Source organism: Cyclonatronum sp. (genome assembly GCF_022565315.1).
In the GTDB taxonomy this organism is placed as follows: Bacteria; Bacteroidota; Rhodothermia; order Balneolales; family Cyclonatronaceae; genus Cyclonatronum.
In genome coordinates, this window is sequence record NZ_JAIUMX010000074.1 from 1 (window position 1) to 18,199 (window position 18,199).

General features: G+C 54.1%; 11 protein-coding genes and 1 pseudogene. 9 read left to right on the forward strand and 3 right to left on the reverse strand.

Annotation, left to right across the window (positions count from 1 at the left end; translation table 11 throughout):
• The 7 genes and pseudogenes from LAT75_RS11185 to LAT75_RS11215 all read left to right on the forward strand — a co-directional run.
• Window positions 1-779, forward strand: a pseudogene (locus tag LAT75_RS11185) (hypothetical protein); the annotation flags it as partial.
• Between the two features lie 138 nt (window positions 780-917).
• Window positions 918-3,389 (forward strand): chitobiase/beta-hexosaminidase C-terminal domain-containing protein, encoded by a 2,472-nt coding sequence (locus tag LAT75_RS11190; protein WP_291482752.1) that lies wholly within the window; start codon window positions 918-920, stop codon window positions 3,387-3,389.
• 75 nt (window positions 3,390-3,464) lie between these two features.
• Window positions 3,465-4,961: a hypothetical protein gene (locus LAT75_RS11195; RefSeq protein WP_291482753.1), complete on the forward strand. Its 1,497-nt coding sequence runs from the start codon at window positions 3,465-3,467 to the stop codon at window positions 4,959-4,961.
• Between the two features lie 17 nt (window positions 4,962-4,978).
• Window positions 4,979-7,909, forward strand: a complete 2,931-nt coding sequence (locus tag LAT75_RS11200; protein WP_291482754.1) for a TonB-dependent receptor — start codon at window positions 4,979-4,981, stop codon at window positions 7,907-7,909.
• A gap of 18 nt (window positions 7,910-7,927) precedes the next feature.
• Entirely contained in the window at window positions 7,928-8,956 is a 1,029-nt protein-coding gene (locus tag LAT75_RS11205; protein WP_291482755.1) for a PorV/PorQ family protein, read from the forward strand.
• A 21-nt stretch (window positions 8,957-8,977) separates the two neighbouring features.
• The gene (locus tag LAT75_RS11210; protein WP_291482756.1) at window positions 8,978-10,309 is read left to right on the forward strand and encodes a hypothetical protein; all 1,332 of its coding nucleotides are present in this window, start codon (window positions 8,978-8,980) and stop codon (window positions 10,307-10,309) included.
• A gap of 474 nt (window positions 10,310-10,783) precedes the next feature.
• Window positions 10,784-11,863: a Fic/DOC family N-terminal domain-containing protein gene (locus LAT75_RS11215; protein ID WP_291482757.1), complete on the forward strand. Its 1,080-nt coding sequence runs from the start codon at window positions 10,784-10,786 to the stop codon at window positions 11,861-11,863.
• Window positions 11,864-12,465: 602 nt separating this feature from the next.
• On the opposite strand, the gene LAT75_RS11220 is transcribed toward LAT75_RS11215, so the two are convergent.
• The 3 genes from LAT75_RS11220 to LAT75_RS11230 form a co-directional block, all read right to left on the reverse strand.
• Window positions 12,466-13,254 (reverse strand): hypothetical protein, encoded by a 789-nt coding sequence (locus LAT75_RS11220; RefSeq protein WP_291482758.1) that lies wholly within the window; start codon window positions 13,252-13,254, stop codon window positions 12,466-12,468.
• Window positions 13,255-13,432: 178 nt separating this feature from the next.
• Window positions 13,433-13,852, reverse strand: coding sequence for a DoxX family protein (locus LAT75_RS15655; protein WP_363320556.1), 420 nt, complete (start codon window positions 13,850-13,852; stop codon window positions 13,433-13,435).
• Between the two features lie 144 nt (window positions 13,853-13,996).
• Window positions 13,997-14,656, reverse strand: a complete 660-nt coding sequence (locus LAT75_RS11230; protein WP_291482760.1) for an OmpA family protein — start codon at window positions 14,654-14,656, stop codon at window positions 13,997-13,999.
• Window positions 14,657-14,835: 179 nt separating this feature from the next.
• Here LAT75_RS11230 and LAT75_RS11235 point away from each other — a divergent pair, with 179 nt between their 5' ends.
• Window positions 14,836-15,858 carry a TIGR00341 family protein gene (locus tag LAT75_RS11235; protein ID WP_291482761.1) on the forward strand — a complete coding sequence of 341 codons (1,023 nt, stop codon included), beginning with the start codon at window positions 14,836-14,838 and terminating at the stop codon, window positions 15,856-15,858.
• On the forward strand, window positions 15,858-17,927 hold the full coding sequence (locus LAT75_RS11240; RefSeq protein WP_291482762.1) for a hypothetical protein: 2,070 nt from the start codon (window positions 15,858-15,860) through the stop codon (window positions 17,925-17,927). Before LAT75_RS11235 ends, LAT75_RS11240 begins: the two co-directional genes overlap by 1 nt.
• Window positions 17,928-18,199 lie beyond the last annotated feature (272 nt).

Genomic DNA, 18,199 nt, shown 5'->3' on the forward strand with positions numbered 1-18,199 from the left:
GAACTGCAAGTATTTACTGGGATAACCGCGCCGAATTCTCCATTGATCCCGTTTCCGGGGAGGAAGATTTTGCCGGTTACCGCCTGTACCGCTCGCAGCTGGGCGATGACCTCCGCGGCACCATTTCAACCTCGGCGCAGATGATCCGCGAATGGGATCTGCCCGAAAGCGGGGCCGGATTCGGTACCGGTTTCGATGAAATCCGTTTAGCCGAGCCGGTAACCTTCCCCGGTGATCCCTTTGAGTATCATTACCGCTACGATGTAACCGGCATGCTCAGCGGCTGGCAGTATTTGTTTGCCGTTACAGCATTTGATGCCGGCGACGGCGAATCACCACCGCTGGAAACTTCCGTTAATGCAAACGCTATCCGTGTTTTCCCCGGAACTGCCCCGAACCCTGATTTTAAAAGTGGCGAGCCCGAGTTTAAAGTTGGGGTGTATCCCAATCCTTATCGTGTAAATGCCGCATGGGACGGCGGCACGCCTTTCACCCGCAAAATCATGTTCTACAACCTGCCGGCCCGGGCCGAAGTGCGGGTGTACACCCTTGCCGGTGAAATCGTGGCAACCCTCGACCACGATGCCGCAACCTATCAGGGCGATACCCGCTGGTTCCGTGATTTTGCCTCGGGTGAGCGCATCCTGTCGGGTGGAGAGCATGCCTGGGATCTGCTTTCAGCCGCCAATCAGAACCTGGCTTCAGGTCTTTATTTATACACCGTACGCGACCGGGAAACCGGCCATGTGCAGCGGGGCCGCTTTGCCCTCATCAGGTAATCATCTTTTTTTCCATAAAACAGGGCTGCCGGAAGTTTCACAGGCTACCGTCAGTACCCCTGCTCATCCCGGCTTACCAAATTAGTGATGAGCAGCACGCCAATCTGTGAACCCTCAACCAAAAACCTCAACAGTACTATGATAAAACATATACAACTGGCTCTATTGACCCTACTGGCCGGGGCGCTGCTTTTCACTGATGTGATGGCACAAAACGGTCCGCAGGAAGTCATCATTCGTGAGCTGAACGAATACCCGACACCACTTACGAGTTTTGAAGACCTCGCCGGACACCCGCTTGCGGGCGTTCCTGTTGTTTTCGAAGCAGTGGTAGTTTCTTATCCGAAATCCTCCGGATTTGCAAGTGCTACAGATGCTAACCTCCCCGGGCGTATCCACGTTTTTGTGGAAGATATCAACGCAGTAGCAATGGGCCGTGACGGTATGGCCATGCACATTGTGGAAGGCGGCGATCAGCGCGAAACCCTCGAAAGTCTTGTGCGCGGAGATGTGATTCGCGTTGAAGGTTTTCTGACGTTTTTCCAGAGTAATGTAGCACAGTTCGATCCCACGCTGGTTACACCTATTGGTAACGTAAATTTCGATGAAGAATATGCTGATTTGGATGTACTGCTTCAGCCACGTACGATTCCGCTTTCTGATCTGAACAGCCCTGCCGGCAACGGTCAATTCACATGGAGATCGGAAAACTACAGCAAATTTATTCACCAGTATGTACGAATTGAGGGTGCTGAAATTATCAGTCGCCTTGAGAATGAAATAGGTCGTCCACGTTTCATCGTAGCAGCAGACGGAGCCGCAGCACAAAGCGTCGACATTTCATTACGTTTCCGTAACGACCGTGACAACTACGCTTTCAACCCTGAAACTGGTGAAGGCCGCGGTTACAACTACCGCCGCCCTGCTGTTGACGGGCCGTTTGTCCCCCCGCCATCAGGATCAGTTGTTAACTGGTCCGGCTTCGTAGTTGTAAACAATACAGACTTTGACAATATTGATGTTTCTCCGATTCAACGTTCACTTCGCATCGTCCCAATGGAAGACGGATTTGTGTGGATTAATGACGGCGACAACCCTGATGACCGCGTTGCCCCTCCGGGATGGCCAAACGACCTTGTAATTCTTGGCTTTGCGCCCATCGTTGAAAACCTGAGCTTCCCTCAGCCTGCCCTTGCCGGCGCACCCGTTGATATTTCCGTTGACGTGCTTCTTCCTGAAGATGATTACACCCTCAACAGCGTAACCCTCACCTATACTGCGCGCCCATACACGGCAGACAGTGGTGAAGAAGTTTCGGTTGAAATGTCACAAAGCGGCAACACTTTCAGCGCTGCGCTTGGCTCCTTTGATGCCTTCGATATTATTGAATTCAGCATCACTGCTGTTACAACTACCCCTGACGGAATTCAGACAACAGCTTCTGTGAATGATGTGATTTACATCGAGTCATCCACACAAACCTTCCCGGCTGTATTCAGTCCTGCCGGGGGTGAGTATGTGAACTTTGTTTCTGTAAGCCTGCTAAGCCCGACCGATGAAGCTGCCATTTACTTCACTACCGACGGCTCAGAGCCTACTACTGCATCAACGCTGTACACTTCTCCGATCCTCGTTGAAGCGACCACAACGATTAAAGCCATTGCTGCTGCTTCCGGCCTCGAAAACAGCCTGGTTAATGAGCGTGTTTATGAGATCGAAGTTGAGATCGAAGAGTTCGCTACCCTCGCAGGTCTTCGCGGCGGCGACCGTGACGGTACCCTCTATGAGTACACCGGTGAAGCCGTTGTGACCTACTGGCGCTCAGCACGTAACCAAAAGTACATTCAGGATGCTTCCGGTGCGATTCTTATTGATGATGCTCCCGGCCGTATTTCTGAGTTCTATGCCATCGGCGACCTGATGACCAACGTTCGCGGTGATCTCTCGGCTTTCCAGGGTGTGATTCAGTTCCGTCCGGCTACCGATCCCGGCGGACCGGTTGGTAACATCGACTTTGTGCCCCCGCTAATCACCCTTGCTGATATTACGATTTCTGAGAACGAATCGATGCTGGTGCGTATCCCTAACGTAACCTTTGTAGGTGCTGAAGGGCAGTTTGCCGGCCTTACCAACTATCAGATCACGGATCCTTCGCTGGGCGAGGATGAAACCCGCATCCTGCGTACCAACTTTACTGAGGCAGATTACATCGGCCTTGATATCCCGCAGGGACCGTTCACGCTCACAGCCCTCGTTGGTAACTTCAACGGCACGCTGCAGATGATTCCGCGCTTTAACACCGATTTCGATCTTGGTGCCACAAGCACGGAAAACACCGAGCGCCCAACTGAGTTTGCTCTTGAGCAGAACTACCCGAACCCGTTCAACCCAACTACGAACATTCGGTACACCCTGGCTGAAGCCACCAATGTAACGCTCTCCGTGTATGACATCCTGGGCCGCCGGGTTGCAATGCTGGTGAACGAGCATCAGGCTGCCGGGCAATACATCATTAATTTTGATGCTTCCCGCCTCGCGAGCGGTACCTACATTTACCGCATAGACGCGGGTACTTTCGTATCAACGAAAAAAATGATGCTCGTGAAATAAGCGGAGCATCTGCTACTTACTTCAACGGGAAGGGCGCTTTGGTGCCCTTCCCATTTGTTAATCTTGCCATTATCCATGCGTACGATACTTGCTGTTGCCGGCCTGCTTGCAGGAATTCTTTTTCTTGCATCCTGTGATGCCGGTTTCGACGGAAACTTCAATGAAAACCAGCCTCCGCGTACTTTCCTCACGGTGAATGAAATAAACCTGCCGGAAGGAACCCGACTCACGAGCCAAATCAATATTTCATGGTGGGGCGACGACCCCGACGGGTATATCGTTGGCTATGAATTTCGTATCGGGGACGACGATGAGCAGCCCTGGGTTTTTACCACCAGAACCGACAGCCTTTTTGTGCTTCCCATTGAGGAAGGCAATACCGATGCGGACGTCCGTTTTACGGTACGCGCTGTTGATAACGAAGGTGCTGTAGATCCGGAGCCGCCCAACCTCGTCTTTCCAATACGGAACTCACCTCCCAATATCCGGTTCCGGGCCCTTGAAACACCGCCTGATTCCACTTTCCGTGTGTTCAGTTTTGGATGGCAGGCCTCCGACCCCGACGGCGATGCCAACCTCAACCGCATTGAAATGGCCATCAACGATACTACGAGCTGGCAGTCTGTACCGCCTGATGTTTCTTTCATCACCGTGCGGGTAGATGATACCGTTAGCCCTGTAACGAGCCAGGTTTTTCTTGGCCGCGCGCTGAACAGCTCCGATCTTTCATTCGATACAATTAACCTGAATGCAGATAACACATTCTACATCCGCGCGGTTGATAATGCGGGTGCCTTAAGCGAGGTTGTTTCCTACGAGTGGTACATCAAACAACAGACCTCACGGGTGCTGGTGCTTAACGATATTCAGGGGGACACCAACTTCCAGATCGTACAGCAGCACTTTGACCTGCTGCGAAATGTGGGGATCAATCAGTTTGACTTCATGGATATAACTGACGGGGTAACGACCGGCGGCCGGCGCGTTGTGTTATCGCGGGCTTTTCCAGACCGCTCCCTCGGTAACCCGACCATCAACCTGATGCTCGCTGAGTGGGATCATATCTACTGGGTTTCCAACAACCTTGACCGGAATGTAGGCTATGCGCTTGAGCTAACCGTTCGCTTTTTTGAAAACGGCGGAACTATGTTCATCAACATCCCGACCCGTGACCTGCCCGCAGATAACCCCTTGTTTCAGTTCCTGCCATTCCAGCGAATGGAAGTACTGCCTTCGGGTCAGCAGAGCTTTTTCATCGCCAACAACTCGCTGATAGAACCCACCGAATTTGTGAGCAACCCGCCTTTCCTGCAGTTCAGGAGAAACCTGCTTTCCTACTACCCGCTCATTCCATTCGGAGAAACAGTGCCGCTGTTTGAGGCCGATTTTAAAACACGGGCAGCAGTTACGGGCTTCATTAATGATTTTGGCGGCTCCAAACTGATTTCAGCTACCAACCCCGACGAAAGTATTCTTTATTTCGGTGTTGATTTAAGAGAGTTCACTGCCGACAGTGAACTCACGCGGCTAATTGAGATAACATGCATTGAAATACTTGGTTTTCAGCAATGAAAAGAACGATACTTTTGATGACGGCCCTGTTCGCAGCCCTTTGGCTCTGGCCCGCTGCCGTTAATGCCCAAAATACCGGTAACATTACCGGCACCATTATTGACCGCGACGACCGCGAAACCCTTATCGGGGTGAATGTGATTGTGCGGGGAACCAGTTTCGGAGACGCCACCAACCTCGACGGGGTGTACAACATCCGTAACATCCGGCCCGGCGAATACGCCCTGGAGTTCAGCTACATCGGCTATGAACGCATTCTCATTACAGGCGTGCGCGTAGTTGCCGGTGAAACAACGGTACTTGATGTTGAGATGGGGCTTCAGCCGCTCTCAACCGGTGAAGAAGTGCTGGTAATCGGCGAGCGGCCTATTTTCGACATCGAAAAATCATCCACCTCAACAAGCCTGAGCCGGGAGCAGATTTCCGCAGCCCCGGTTCGCCGGGTTGATGAAGTAGTTGGGATGACTGCCGGCGTTGTGCGCGACCCCTCGGGCCTGTACATCCGCGGCGGCCGCGCCAACGAAACCGGTTTTGTGATTGACGGTGTTTCTGCCCAAAACCCGCTTGCCGGTACCGGCTTCGGTCTTGATCTCGGTGCCAATGCCTTCCAAAGCGTGGAAGTAACTACCGGCGGCGTTGATGTGGAATTCGGAAATGCAACCTCCGGTGTAGTGAGCGTGCAGACGCAGTCAGGCGGGGAGCGCTTCACAGGCAACTTTGCCCACAAGCGGGATAACCCCGGCCGCATGACCGGTGCAAGCTCCAACTTCTTTACTGATATATACGATTTTACGCTCGGCGGCCCTTTTCCGCTTACGGAAAGCATTCTTCCTGCCCTCGGTATTAACCTGCCCGGCTCTATGTCGTTTTTTATGGCTGGTCAGGTAAATGTAACAAACGAATTTATGCGTCAGACGGCCGATCAGGTGCAGAGTTCTCTCATCAATAACACGTTCTGGTCGCCCCGGCAGGATAACCGCTACAGCGGCCTTTTTAAACTCACCTACCGCATCAGGCCGGGTATGCGACTCGAAGCGGCCTACAACCGTTCTCTGGTAGTGAACCAAAATACCCGAATGCTTCAGATTATCGGGGATGATGTTCAGATCCGTCCCGGCTATCAGTTCTTTTTCGGGGAGAACCTTGATAACGCCAACACCTATGCCAACGACAGCAACATGGCGTATATCAAATGGACGCACGCCGTAACCAACTCCACGTTCTACGATGTGCAGCTGAGCCGTTTCTTCACCCGCCTCCGCGCGGATGCCAACGGCCGGAACTGGCGCCCGCAGTTTGTGGACGGTGAGTTCGACGCCGCAAGCATCATCACGTTCCCCATTGCGCCTTTTCCGGCTGGTGATCAGTTCACCTACGCCCTGCCCGGCGACGGGTTTGCCAACAATGGCGGTATAGCCTCTCTCTGGCACGATCACTTCGCTGAAGAAATCACTTTCAGAGGTACGGTAACTTCCTTTCTTGCCGATAACAACCACCGCCTGCGTGTGGGGCTCGAAATGAACTTCAACAATTACCAGTGGATCGACATCAGCCGACCATGGGTGGGTGCTCCGATTCAGATTGATGACGACACCGAAACACAGACCGGCCGCCTCGGCGCAACTTCTGATATCTGGAATGTACGGCCTGCCCGCGGCTCGCTTTTTGTGAGCGATCAGATCCGCTACCGCGGCCTCATCGCCAATATCGGAGCCCGCCTCGAGTACTGGTTTCCGGGCAGCTATGTTGATAATTTCATAGATGATCCGCTTTCGCCCATCCCGGATGTGGTGCGCGAAGCTTATAAAAACGAGACCTACAGCCTGTTTGGAAACCGTTTCAAAATGCGGCTTCTGCCGCGTATCAACGTGTCGTTCCCGGTGCGGGAAAACATGGTGATGTATTTCAACTACTCCCATAAATCGAAGCTGCCCCACCCCACACACGTGTACGCCGGCCTTGATCCCTTCTATCAGGATCGCTCCTTCCTGAGTAACCTCGGGAACCCGAACCTGAACCCGGAGATGGATATCTCCTACGAAATCGGTTTCCGGTATCAGCTTACTGCCAACGATGCCCTTAACGTAACGGCCTTCTGGAGCGATAAATACGACTTTATTACCGCTGAGCGGATTAACGTAATTGATGCTGCCGGCCGTGAAACCGAGCGTACCTTCCGTGTGAACGGCGATTTCGCCCGCGTGCGCGGTCTTGAGCTTTCCTACCTGAAGCGCTACTCACACTTCCTGCAGGGGTCGCTAAGCGTGACCTACTCCCGTGCGGAGGGCCTCAGCTCGACATCCAACGATGCCCTCACCAACATTATCTCAGGCGGACAGGATTTTGGCAACAACATCGAAACACCTCTGGCCTGGGATCGCCCGTGGGACATCAAAGGAAACATCATCTTTACCTGGGATCGCCCCAACGACCCGCTATTCGGTCTGCCGCCGCTCAATCAGTTCCGCCTGTTTCTTTCGGGTATGTACCGAAGCGGTATCCGCTATACGCCAATGGTATTCCGCGGCAACGAGCGTAACCCGGTAACGGGCGTGGAAGACTGGCGCCCGATTTACGAGCGTGATCCCGATCCGAACCGCCGATTCTCTGAAGTCGGTGAGCCATGGATCATGTTCGACCTCACCTTCGAGCGCTGGATTAACATCGGCAATACCCGCCTGCGCGGATCGCTTGAAATCACAAACCTCTTCAATGCGAAAAACGCTGCCATTATCAACCCGGTAACCGGCAAAGCCTACCGCACGGATTACCCGACCGATCCTCAGGCGCTGATTGCCCTCCGGGAAGACCGCCGCTTCGACGTTCCGGCCAACGTGCGCGACCCGCGCTACGTAGATCCGCGCGACAACAACAGCCCGGCCTTCCTCAACCCGGCCAATTTCCTCGAACAGCGCCACATCATGTTTGGCCTTGCCTTTAATTTCTGATAGCTGATGACCTTCATCATGTCTCATAAAAAAAGTACAAAACGATCTCTTCACGCCCTGGGCGTGCTCGTAATGCTGCTGTTGTTTGGATTCGCAGACACGGTTCAGGCGCAGCGCAGCATTATCCCCAGTCTGGGTAACTCCCGTTCCGGTACCTCAGGTTTTCAGTTTCTCAAAATTAACCCTGATGCCCGTTCATCTGGTCTGGGTGCTTCAAATGTAGCCGATGCGGCTGATGCTTCCGCTCTGTACCTGAACCCGGCGCTTGCCGCTCAGATGCGCGGAAATCAGATTCAGCTCGGGCACACGCAGTATTTCACGGATATCTCCCTGAATTACGCGGCCTATGTGCACCGTATGGGCAGCATGGCCTTCGGGGCCTCACTGCTGTACCTGGATTCCGGCGACATTAACGAAACTACCGAGTTCAATCCTTTCGGAACCGGCCGGACCTTCCGCGCCATCAACATGGCGGCCGGGCTTACCTTTGCACAGGAGCTCACCAACCTGTTCAGCTATGGCGTAACCTTCAAATATGTGGAAGAGCGCATCGCCGAGTTTGAGGCGCAGACGGTCGTTTTCGACGTCGGTTTTTTCTACCGCGTCGGGGATACGGGCCTGCGCTTTGCCGTGGGTCTCAATAATTTCGGGATTGATGCGAGCCCTTCAGGTGAAGTGCGCCGCCTCGACCTGAACGGAGAAATCCGTGAAACGGAATTCGAAGAAGTATCACCGCCAACAACCTTCAAAATGGGAGCGGCCTATGATGTATTTACCGGTGATAACCTCTCCGTAGTAGGCCTGGCGCAGATCACCAACCCGGCCGATAACGCCGAGCAGTTCAGCTTAGGCGCTGAACTCATCTACCTGAATCAGTTTTACCTGCGGGCGGGCTATGAGTTTGGTGTTGATGAAGCTTCTCTGCCCAGCTTCGGTGTCGGATTTAACCTGCCGGTGCTCAACTACAGCTTGGGCCTTGACTACGGTTTCAGCACCCGGGACCGCCTCGGAAGCCTGCACCGCTTTGCGCTCAAATTCAATCTTTAAGAAAGATAAGCTAACCCGATTATGAAGCAGTTCTTTACTACCCTTTTTCTGTTTGCGGCCGCCGTGGCATTACTCACCGCCTGTGAGGATATGTTCGGCTCCAAACAGGACCGCATAACCGACGAAATTTTTGAGGATGGCCGGCTTGATCCGAACCTGATTGTGGAAGATGTGGGCTACGTTGCCCTGCTCCCGTTTTGGGATATCTTCAACAAGCCAACCGACATTTTTGTGGGCTATGACGAGCTTGTGTACGTAACCGATGCAGACGGCCTGCACGTGCTCGACCGCGCCGGCCGCCGCTACCTCACCCTGAGCGATGCCGGTGACTTCGACATCAGCACGTCTCAGAACGCGAGCCTGCGCAACGCCGTAGCCGTTACGCAGGACCGCCTGCTGAACGTTTACGTGGCTGCCCGCTACGACACCGTAATTACGGCCGTGAATCCGGACATTACCTGGAACCTGCCGGCAGTGTACAAAATCAAAAATGCAAACGGCGCCGGCCCGATCGAACTCGTACAGGTAATGGTGCATCCCTTTATGGACGCCAGCCGCGCAACGACCGCTTCCCAGCGGAACCGCCTGAACCGGAACATTCCGGATAATGACGAGCTCGTTCAGATCACCGGTCTTTCGACCCTGGCCAACAACGAGCTGTACGTAACCCGCCGCGGTCCGCGGAACCGCACCGGTGAAGCCATCACGCAGGACAACACCGTGTTGATTATGAGCCCTGTTGCCAACAATCCGGCCCGCATGCGCAACACGAGTCAGATCCGGGCACTCAACCCCAACTCGCCCTCGCTCACCAGCGCGATCGACCTCACCGATATTGCAACTTTTGCCACGCCTCCGCAGCGCGACAACGTACCCGCTGACCGCAGCTTCCTGATGTCGCAAGGCGCCCCAGACCCGGATAACCCCCGCGATATACCGTTTCGCGTACTTTGGGTGAATGCGGTGAACACGCCTGACGGTATCGAGTACCGCTCCAACCCCAACCTGCTGAACCGCGACACGACCCGGGCAAGAAGTTTCCTGTACGACCAAAACCGCTTCACCAATCCGAGTGGCATCGCTTTCTCCGGCGACGAGCGCGCCCACATCTTCGTAGTGGATGCGGCCCGCGACAGCCTGTACCTGTTTCAGTCGAACGGCATCGAAGGCGTAAACCCGCCGCCGGGCTCCTCCGGTACCCGCGCGATCAACGTCTCCTTCGGCGGCACCGGCAACGGCGCCCGTGAATTCGACAACCCCTCGGGCGTAGCTTACTTCCGCCGCATCGTGTACGTAGCCGACACCAACAACAACCGCATCTCCCGCTTCCGCCTCAACACCGATTTTGAGTAGCAATTCGGGACAGAAGCGCAGCACAGCACTAAAAATTTACCGAGCATTACCACCACAAAAGGCCGCCCCACACCGGGGCGGCCTTTTGTGTTATTGGGGGTGAGGGGACGGGAAGAAAGGAAAAAATGACGGAATAAATTTTTTTTGTTAAGGGCTTTCACCTACTTTAATATAACAGTCGAAGCTGCATAAGTAATTACTTATACGACTTCAAATTTTTGCACTATTAACCACCCCTTTTGGCACTTAATAACCACCCGGAAGATGTTTAAGTTAGAATTTAGTGAGTTATACGACTTGGAAAGGTGGGATTGGGTTGTTCAATAAGGCGCTATAGTGCATTAAAAGCGAGCGTCTTTATAAGGGTAATTTCAGGAAGAAGTTACCCAGACAAATCTTAATGAGAGTAAATTTATTTGTATCTTACCTTTGTTTTAAATACGAAAGTAATTCTTACTCTTGACTTTTTCATGCATGTTTAGTCCAAACATTCCATATAATGACCTTCCACCACTGCCACCAGATGTAGATTTGGAAACTAAGCCTGTAATGCGCAAGCTTATAAAAGCAAGCCGTGCACTGTCAGAATTGAATGGTGCACTCACTAATTTACCAAACCCAACCTTATTTCTGGATACCATTCATCTTCAGGAGGCAAAATCAAGCTCTGAAATTGAAAATATAATCACTACGAATGACGATTTGTACCGTGACATAATAGCTGATAGAAAAGCGGGTGTACTAGCCGTTAAAGAAGTCTTGCGTTATAAAGAGGCTTTGTGGCTTGGGCTGGAACGCATAGAGAAGCGACCGTTTATTTCTACAAATCTTTGTGTAGAAATGGTTCAGTGTATAAAGCAGAATTCCTCTGGTATCCGAGTCACCCCAGGCACAGTTTTGGCTAATTCTGAAGGAAAAGTGTTGTACACGCCTCCAACTGGCGAAACTGTAATTCGTAATAAAATGTCCGAATTAGAGCGTTTTATTAATGAGCCGGATAACTTGGATCCACTTATAAAAATGGCTTTGTTACATTATCAATTTGAAGCGATTCATCCGTTTGCAGATGGAAATGGTCGAACAGGTAGAATTTTGTTGCTTCTGTATTTGAAGCTCTCAGGTTTACTACAAATTCCAGCTATTTATTTAAGTGAATACATTATTCGCAACAAGTTGTCATATTATGAGCTATTGCGAGGTGTAACTGAAAGGCAAGAGTGGGAACCTTATGTGTTATATATGTTGGACATGGTAGAAGTGATAGCGCAGCGTGCATTAAAGCAGATTCACGCTATTTCAGAACTAATGGATGCTGTTGGTGAGCAGATAAAGGAACAGGTGCCATTGGCTTATTCCAAAGAGCTTGTTGAAATTTTATTCAAGTTACCATATACAAAACGCCAAGTATTGTCTGATGCTGGTTTAGGAACCTTAAAAACCGTAGGAAATTATTTATCCCAATTAGAAAGAGCTGGTATATTATCATCCGAGAAATTGGGTAAAGAGAAGTTCTATATCAACAAAGCACTATTGAAGCTCTTAGCCAAACCATAAAGATGGATGCACTATAACAAGCATTTCGTGCGGACGGGTAAGTAATTGTTACTTATGATCTTATATGATCGTCCCGCCGCACAAATGCCAAGCCGTTATGGTGCTGTAGAAACATACGTGTTTGAAAAATGTACTCAGCATATTTGCTATTCAACGGCAAAGCAGAAATCCTGAACTATGAAAGTCTCGTGTATAAAGAGGCCACAATCACAAGTCAAAACCACCAAAAAACCCTCTCCTAAATCTCCTTTCCGAAACTGCTTTTTACCACATACCGCAGCCCCCCCAAAAACCAACAAAAGGCTGCCTCTATCTCAGGGGCAGCCTTTTTTGGGTTCAGTTCAGGCCCCACAAAAATGTGAAGGCCGACGCTGCAAAAATATTGCAGCATGGGTTGAATCTATCAAACCGGGGGCACACCTGCAACCCAAATAATCAGGCGGTTACGTAAAAAGCAGCTCCGGTACCGAAAGCTGCCGCTGCCTCAAAAACCATCACCCCAAAAAACAAATCCCTTCCCAAGCTCCAAAGCCGGAAGCCATAATCTCAAATCATCGAATCTTCAAATCCTCGAATCCTCGAATCCTCAAATCTATCAATCCTCAGCGCACGATTATCCCCGTAGCGGTGAGCGTTGCTTCAAGGGCATCGCCCTGCGCCATCCGGTGCAGTTCGGCTTTCAGTTCGAGCAGCTCGCGCTCTGCTTGTTCCCGGCGCCCGGCCGGAAAGGTATCCAGGTTATCGAGCAGAAACTGAAGCTCCGCCAGCTCGGCGGCATATTCCGCATCTGAGATCTGCGCGTACACGCCGGTCATCGAAAGCCGGATTTCCGCCGGAGCCGGAAACCCCTGCTGCGTTTCGTAGCGCGGATACTCCGCCCGAAGCTCAACCGTGCGGCCGAACCTGTTCAGCGACCTGAACCGGAAACCCGCCAGCTGCAGCCGTTCCGCATCCATCCAAAATACCGCCTCCCGAAGCGGGGCCTCTTCCATACCTGAAAGCAGCGGCGTTTCACGCAGGGCCTGAGCATCGAGCGTGAAGCGCATCACCCCAAGGCCGTTTAAGCTGTCGGCCTCCGCCACGGCACTGCCCAGCAGGGCACGAAGCTCATCCCCCAAAAACTGCATGAAGCTGAAATAGGCCAGCAGCTCATCCCCCTCATCCGGAACCAAAACGGCTTCTCCCTCCCGCACTTCCTTGCGGAGCCTCACCGTTTCGAAGGGCTCGCCCATGGCCGTGTAGCGGATTTCCACAGTGTGCACATCTGCCAGAATCTGCTGCTGATGCGCAATCAACTGCTCAATAACTTCCGCAGCAGGGGAGGGGGCGCCGCCTTTATCATCCGCTGCCCGTTCGCCTGCCTGCGCCTGTACAACAGCCGTGCCCGTCAAAACTCCGGGGAGGGCGATGCAGGAAAAAATGAAAGCGATAATAAAAAGTGTGACGCGCAAAACAGAAATCAGCAGAGGATTTAAAATGGGGGTAATCTTAAGGATACCAAAAATCAGCCGCACAAAAAAAGGCTGCCTGAAAACAGGCAGCCTTTTTAAAATTAAGCGGTTAAAAAAGCTACTTTTTCTTAAAAATCAAATTATCCAGGGCAAATTTGCCGGGACCTATCAGCGCAAGGCTAATGAAAACGATGCCCAGCTCCAGCGGATAGGCAACTTTCGGCATGAAAGGATCGCCAATGCCAATGTGAAGCATCACGGCAACAAACATGGTGAAGGCAAGTCCCGCAGCGGCAAGCCGGTGAAGCAATCCCAGCATCAGAAAAATGCCGCCCAAAAATTCGGCCACGGCAGCCATCAGTCCCCAGAAAACAGGCCAAAAGGTAATCCCCAAAAAGCCCATCGCCCCACCGAGCTGTTCCCAGGTTTCCGGACCGCCCATAATTTTGGGATAGCCGTGCAGCATAATCATAAAACCGATGCCTACCCGCAGAAGAAGCAAGCCGGCATCACGAAGCGTATCGTTAAAATAGTTCATAGCAAAAGGATGATTGAATAATTTATTAGTTTAAACAAAAATCTGACTATTTCTGTTTAAATACAAATCAACGAAATATCATTCAAAAAAAAATCGCCGCCTGGATATACCAGACAGCGATTTAAGAGCAAAAGGTAAGAAAGCCTATTCTTGTACTTCCTCCCGGAAAGTATCACTTGCCACAATTACCACTTCGATGCGGCGGTTAAGGGCACGGCCTTCATCGGTCGCATTATCCGCAATCGGCTCGGTGAGGCCGCGGCCTTCCACCACAAGCCGGCCGCGCTCAACACCCAGCGACGCCAGGTAATCAGCCGCCGAAGTTGCACGGCGCTCACTCAGGCCCAGATTGTAAGTTGCAGAGCCCACATTATCGGTATGTCCGATAATTACGATATCGGTATTGTCGAAACGGTCAAGACTTTCGGCCAGCGACTGCAGGTTGCCCCGCGCTGTAGGGGAGAGCTGTGCCGAATCAAAGCCGAAGAGCAGACCTGAATCAAACTTAATCGCAATGGCCTCGCCCACGCGCTCAATAGAAGCACCTTCAATTTCCTCAGACAGCTCACGCGCCTGACGGTCCATCTGCGAGCCGATAATTGCACCTGCGGCGCCGCCCACGGCGGCCCCGATAATGGCGCCTTTGGCTGTATCGCCCAAAATTGCACCTGCAACCGCGCCAACGCCTGCGCCTGCACCCGCGCCAATGAGCGCACCCCGGCCAATATTGTTACAGCTCACCGCAAAAAGCAGCGAAAAAATGAGTCCAAGTTTTAAAAATGTTCCTGCAGAAAGTGTTCTCATAGAATTGAAAAGATGATATTATGCTGTTCATGAATTGATTTCACTATGCCAAATATAAAGCTAAAGCAGCTAACATAACGAATGCTTCCCAAAGGCAGCCCTTCGCTGCTGCATCATACTTCACGAAAAACGGGCAGAAGTATTAACTTACAGAAACCCCAAAAAGTACCTGCTCTGCTATGGCGCTCCGGCTCATCGAAATTTATACTCCAAAAGAAAAACCCGACCTGCACGAGCGGCTCGACCGCGAAAACATGATCGAAATGTGGGTTGATGACATGCGCGACGGCCGCAAAATCGCCCGCGTGCTGTGCGAAGTCGAGTACTCCGAAGCCCTCATGCGGCAGGCTTCCGAAGCAGGGGAGGGCTACGATGATTTCCGCGTAATTCTGCTCAGCGTAGAAGCCACCATCCCGAAAATCGAAGCCAAAGAGCCGGAGAAGGAGCCCAATAACCCCATCAAGCCTTCCGGTTACCCCGCCGGCACAAACGGCAGCGACAAGGTGTACCGCATCTCCATCGTCGAGATGTATGAGGATATCAAAGAGATGATCGACCTCTCCTGGGTTTATGTCGCCCTCACCGCCATGAGCACCATCGTAGCCGCCACCGGCATGATGCGCGACAACGCCGCCATCGTAATCGGCGCTATGGTTATCGCGCCCCTGCTTGGCCCCAACGTGGGCCTGTCGCTCGCCACCACCCTGGGCGATCAGAACCTGCTCAGGCAGTCGCTCAAATCACTGCTCACCGGCTTCAGCCTGGCCTTTGCGCTCTCGGTCGGACTCGGCCTGCTGCTGCCCGTCGATCCGGATGTGCCAGAACTCCTCTCACGCACCGAAGTCACTTTCGCCGATATCGCCCTCGGCATGGCCGCCGGCATCGCGGGCGTGCTCTCCTTCACCCGCGGCATCTCCGCAGCCGTAATCGGGGTAATGGTAGCCGTAGCCCTGCTGCCGCCCCTGGTCGCCACCGGCCTGTACCTCGGTACCGGCGAAACCGCCCTCGCCCTCAGCGCCGCCCTGCTCATGATCACCTACGTGATCTGCTTTAACCTCGCCGGCATCATCACCCTGCTCGCACAAGGCGTAACCCCCAAAACCTGGCGCGAAAAACGCGAAGAAACCCGCTTCAGCCCCTACGCCATCGTCGTTTGGGTCGTGCTGCTGCTGGTGATGAGCGCCATCATTTACTTCCGCTGATGAGGCAGCTTTTTTATTTTTTTTGGACGGGTGAAAAAGCAGCGGCCTGGCCTTTACAGGGCTTAGCGGGGGTACTCCTGCTGCTTGCCCTCACCGCCTGCCGGTCTTCGTCGGCATTGCCTCCCAAACCTGATCACAGCGCGTCACGGGCCACCGGCCTCCCTGCCCCAACATTTGTGCAGCCAACGGTGCTGCAACCGGCCCCCGGCGACACCCTCCGCTACGGTCAGCTGATGCCCGCTGCCGGCCACATCCACGCGCTGCTCGTCTTTGCCCGCTTCGACGGCGACGATGCCCCCATGCCGCTCTGGGAGGAGCGCCCTGATCCGGCCTCCCCCGAAACCGTCCCTGCCTGGATGCACCACTTCATCAGCCCCACCCTTCACCACGCCCGTGCCCAAAACCGCTACGAAAACCTGACGCTGTATTTCGATCAGGCCTCCCTCGGGCGCCTCGCGTTCACCGGCACCGCGGCCTATGTTGGGGTGCCCGATTCCCTCTACGGCCGCAGCTACGGCGAAGTGAACCGGCACGTTCTGCAAAACCTGCTCGGCGACGGCGACGACCGCTCGCAGCCAGGCCGCCTCACGCAGCCCTACGACGCCTTCGACCGCTGGCGCACGCCCTCGCCCGGCCTGCACATCTATGAAGCCGGCGGCGCCTTCGATTACGTGATCGTCGTCTATCGCCGGCCCGACCGCCGCGCACATCCCTTCGGCGCCCGCTGGAACGGCATCGCCGCCCTCGGCTCCGGGCAGATCGAAGTCGGCGGTGGTTACCGCGTAAACGCCGGCTGGGCAGCCGGCAGCGGACAAACGCTCACCTTCACCGGTACGGAGCAGGCGGTCGGCTACCTCATCCACGAAATCGGGCATCACCTGCTCGGGGCGGCTCACCCGTATGTTGGTGCCGGCGGCACGCACCCGGCCTACTGGGGCCTGTTCCACACCTACCTCGCCAACCAGAGCATCAACGCCTGGGAGCGCGAAACCCTCGGCTGGGGCCGCATGCAGCGCATCCCGGCCTCTCAACCGGACACTGCGGCAAAACAGGTCCGGGAATCCGGCACCGAACCAAACCCCGCGGCCGAGCCCGCTCCACAGTCCGCCACCACCGAAGCCCTCCCCCGGAAGGAAGCCCCCCGCGCCTACACCGAAATAACGCTGGCCGACTACTACACCACCGGCCATGCCGCCGCCTTTCAGCGGCCCGACGGCAGCCTCATCATCTTCGAAAACCGGCAGAAATTGCATCAGCTCTCCGGCGGACCCGGCACCCACGACCTCGCCACCACCAACCCCAACGACCGCGGCCTGTTTATCTACGAAATCCTGCCGCCCTACAGCAGCCGCATCCACAACATCCGCACGTTCCCGGCTTCGGGTCATCATGTTTGGGAGCTCACCGGCACGAGCATGGCCTGCGGCTCGGCGCGGCCCCAACCGGTATTTCGTCGGGTCGCCGAACACCCGCAGGGCGTTTCCTACCGCGACAACTTCCATATCGAAACCGAAGATTCGGTGCTCGCCGCCAACAATCCCTATCCGCTCTACCACTACGAAAACCACGACCCGGAGCGCTGCATCACCCACACCCGCGGCATGCACTTTGAGACTGCATTTGGTCCGGCATCGGAAAGCGGCAAAACCCTGTTCACGCCCTTCACCAACCCCGCGGCCCTCGACCGCAGCGGGCGCTATGCCGGCATCAGCGCGTGGATCCCCGCCCCGCCCGACAGCGCGGGGAAGCTGCGCGTCATCTTCTCCGAAGATCCCTTCTTTACCGGCCTGCCCGAACCTCCGGAAATCGCACAGCACCTCTTCTTCACCGAAACCACCCGCATCCCCGAAAACGCCAGCCTCCGCCTCACCGGCGAAGCCCGGCTCTACATCAGCCCTGGCACAGAGCTCCAAATCGTCGGCGAACTCATCCTCCCCAACGGCACCCGCCTCACCGGCCCCTGGCCCGCAGCCCGCCTCACCGCTGAGCATCACCAATGGGTGAAACCCCTGCCCCCGCTCCCCCAAACCGTAACCCGCGCGCCATACGGATCTCATGGTCCGCGATAATGGCCCGCGGATTGGGCGGATTGGTCCGGATTTGCGCGGATTTTATTTCGCGCAAAGCCGCAAAGGTAAGCAGTAAGTTTTTTGAGGCTTTTTGAATTAGTGATCCGATGGAAAACAGCCTGCATTGCCGAATCGGCGGTAAGCACCAATATCCCGGAGGGATATCATATGGGTAGAAAAAGCGCCGCCCCCTCTAAAATTTCGTGTGCCGTAGGTACACCATATGTGTAACGAAGCCTGAGCGGGTTTTTAAGGCTTGCCGACATGGGCAC

Coding starts and splice junctions, on each gene's coding strand:
- LAT75_RS11190 (WP_291482752.1), top strand. CDS start 918: ATGATAAAACATATACAACTGGCTCTATTGACCCTACTGGCCGGGGCG.
- LAT75_RS11195 (WP_291482753.1), top strand. CDS start 3,465: ATGCGTACGATACTTGCTGTTGCCGGCCTGCTTGCAGGAATTCTTTTT.
- LAT75_RS11200 (WP_291482754.1), top strand. CDS start 4,979: ATGACGGCCCTGTTCGCAGCCCTTTGGCTCTGGCCCGCTGCCGTTAAT.
- LAT75_RS11205 (WP_291482755.1), top strand. CDS start 7,928: ATGTCTCATAAAAAAAGTACAAAACGATCTCTTCACGCCCTGGGCGTG.
- LAT75_RS11210 (WP_291482756.1), top strand. CDS start 8,978: ATGAAGCAGTTCTTTACTACCCTTTTTCTGTTTGCGGCCGCCGTGGCA.
- LAT75_RS11215 (WP_291482757.1), top strand. CDS start 10,784: ATGTTTAGTCCAAACATTCCATATAATGACCTTCCACCACTGCCACCA.
- LAT75_RS15655 (WP_363320556.1), bottom strand. CDS start 13,852: ATGAACTATTTTAACGATACGCTTCGTGATGCCGGCTTGCTTCTTCTG.
- LAT75_RS11230 (WP_291482760.1), bottom strand. CDS start 14,656: ATGAGAACACTTTCTGCAGGAACATTTTTAAAACTTGGACTCATTTTT.
- LAT75_RS11235 (WP_291482761.1), top strand. CDS start 14,836: ATGGCGCTCCGGCTCATCGAAATTTATACTCCAAAAGAAAAACCCGAC.
- LAT75_RS11240 (WP_291482762.1), top strand. CDS start 15,858: ATGAGGCAGCTTTTTTATTTTTTTTGGACGGGTGAAAAAGCAGCGGCC.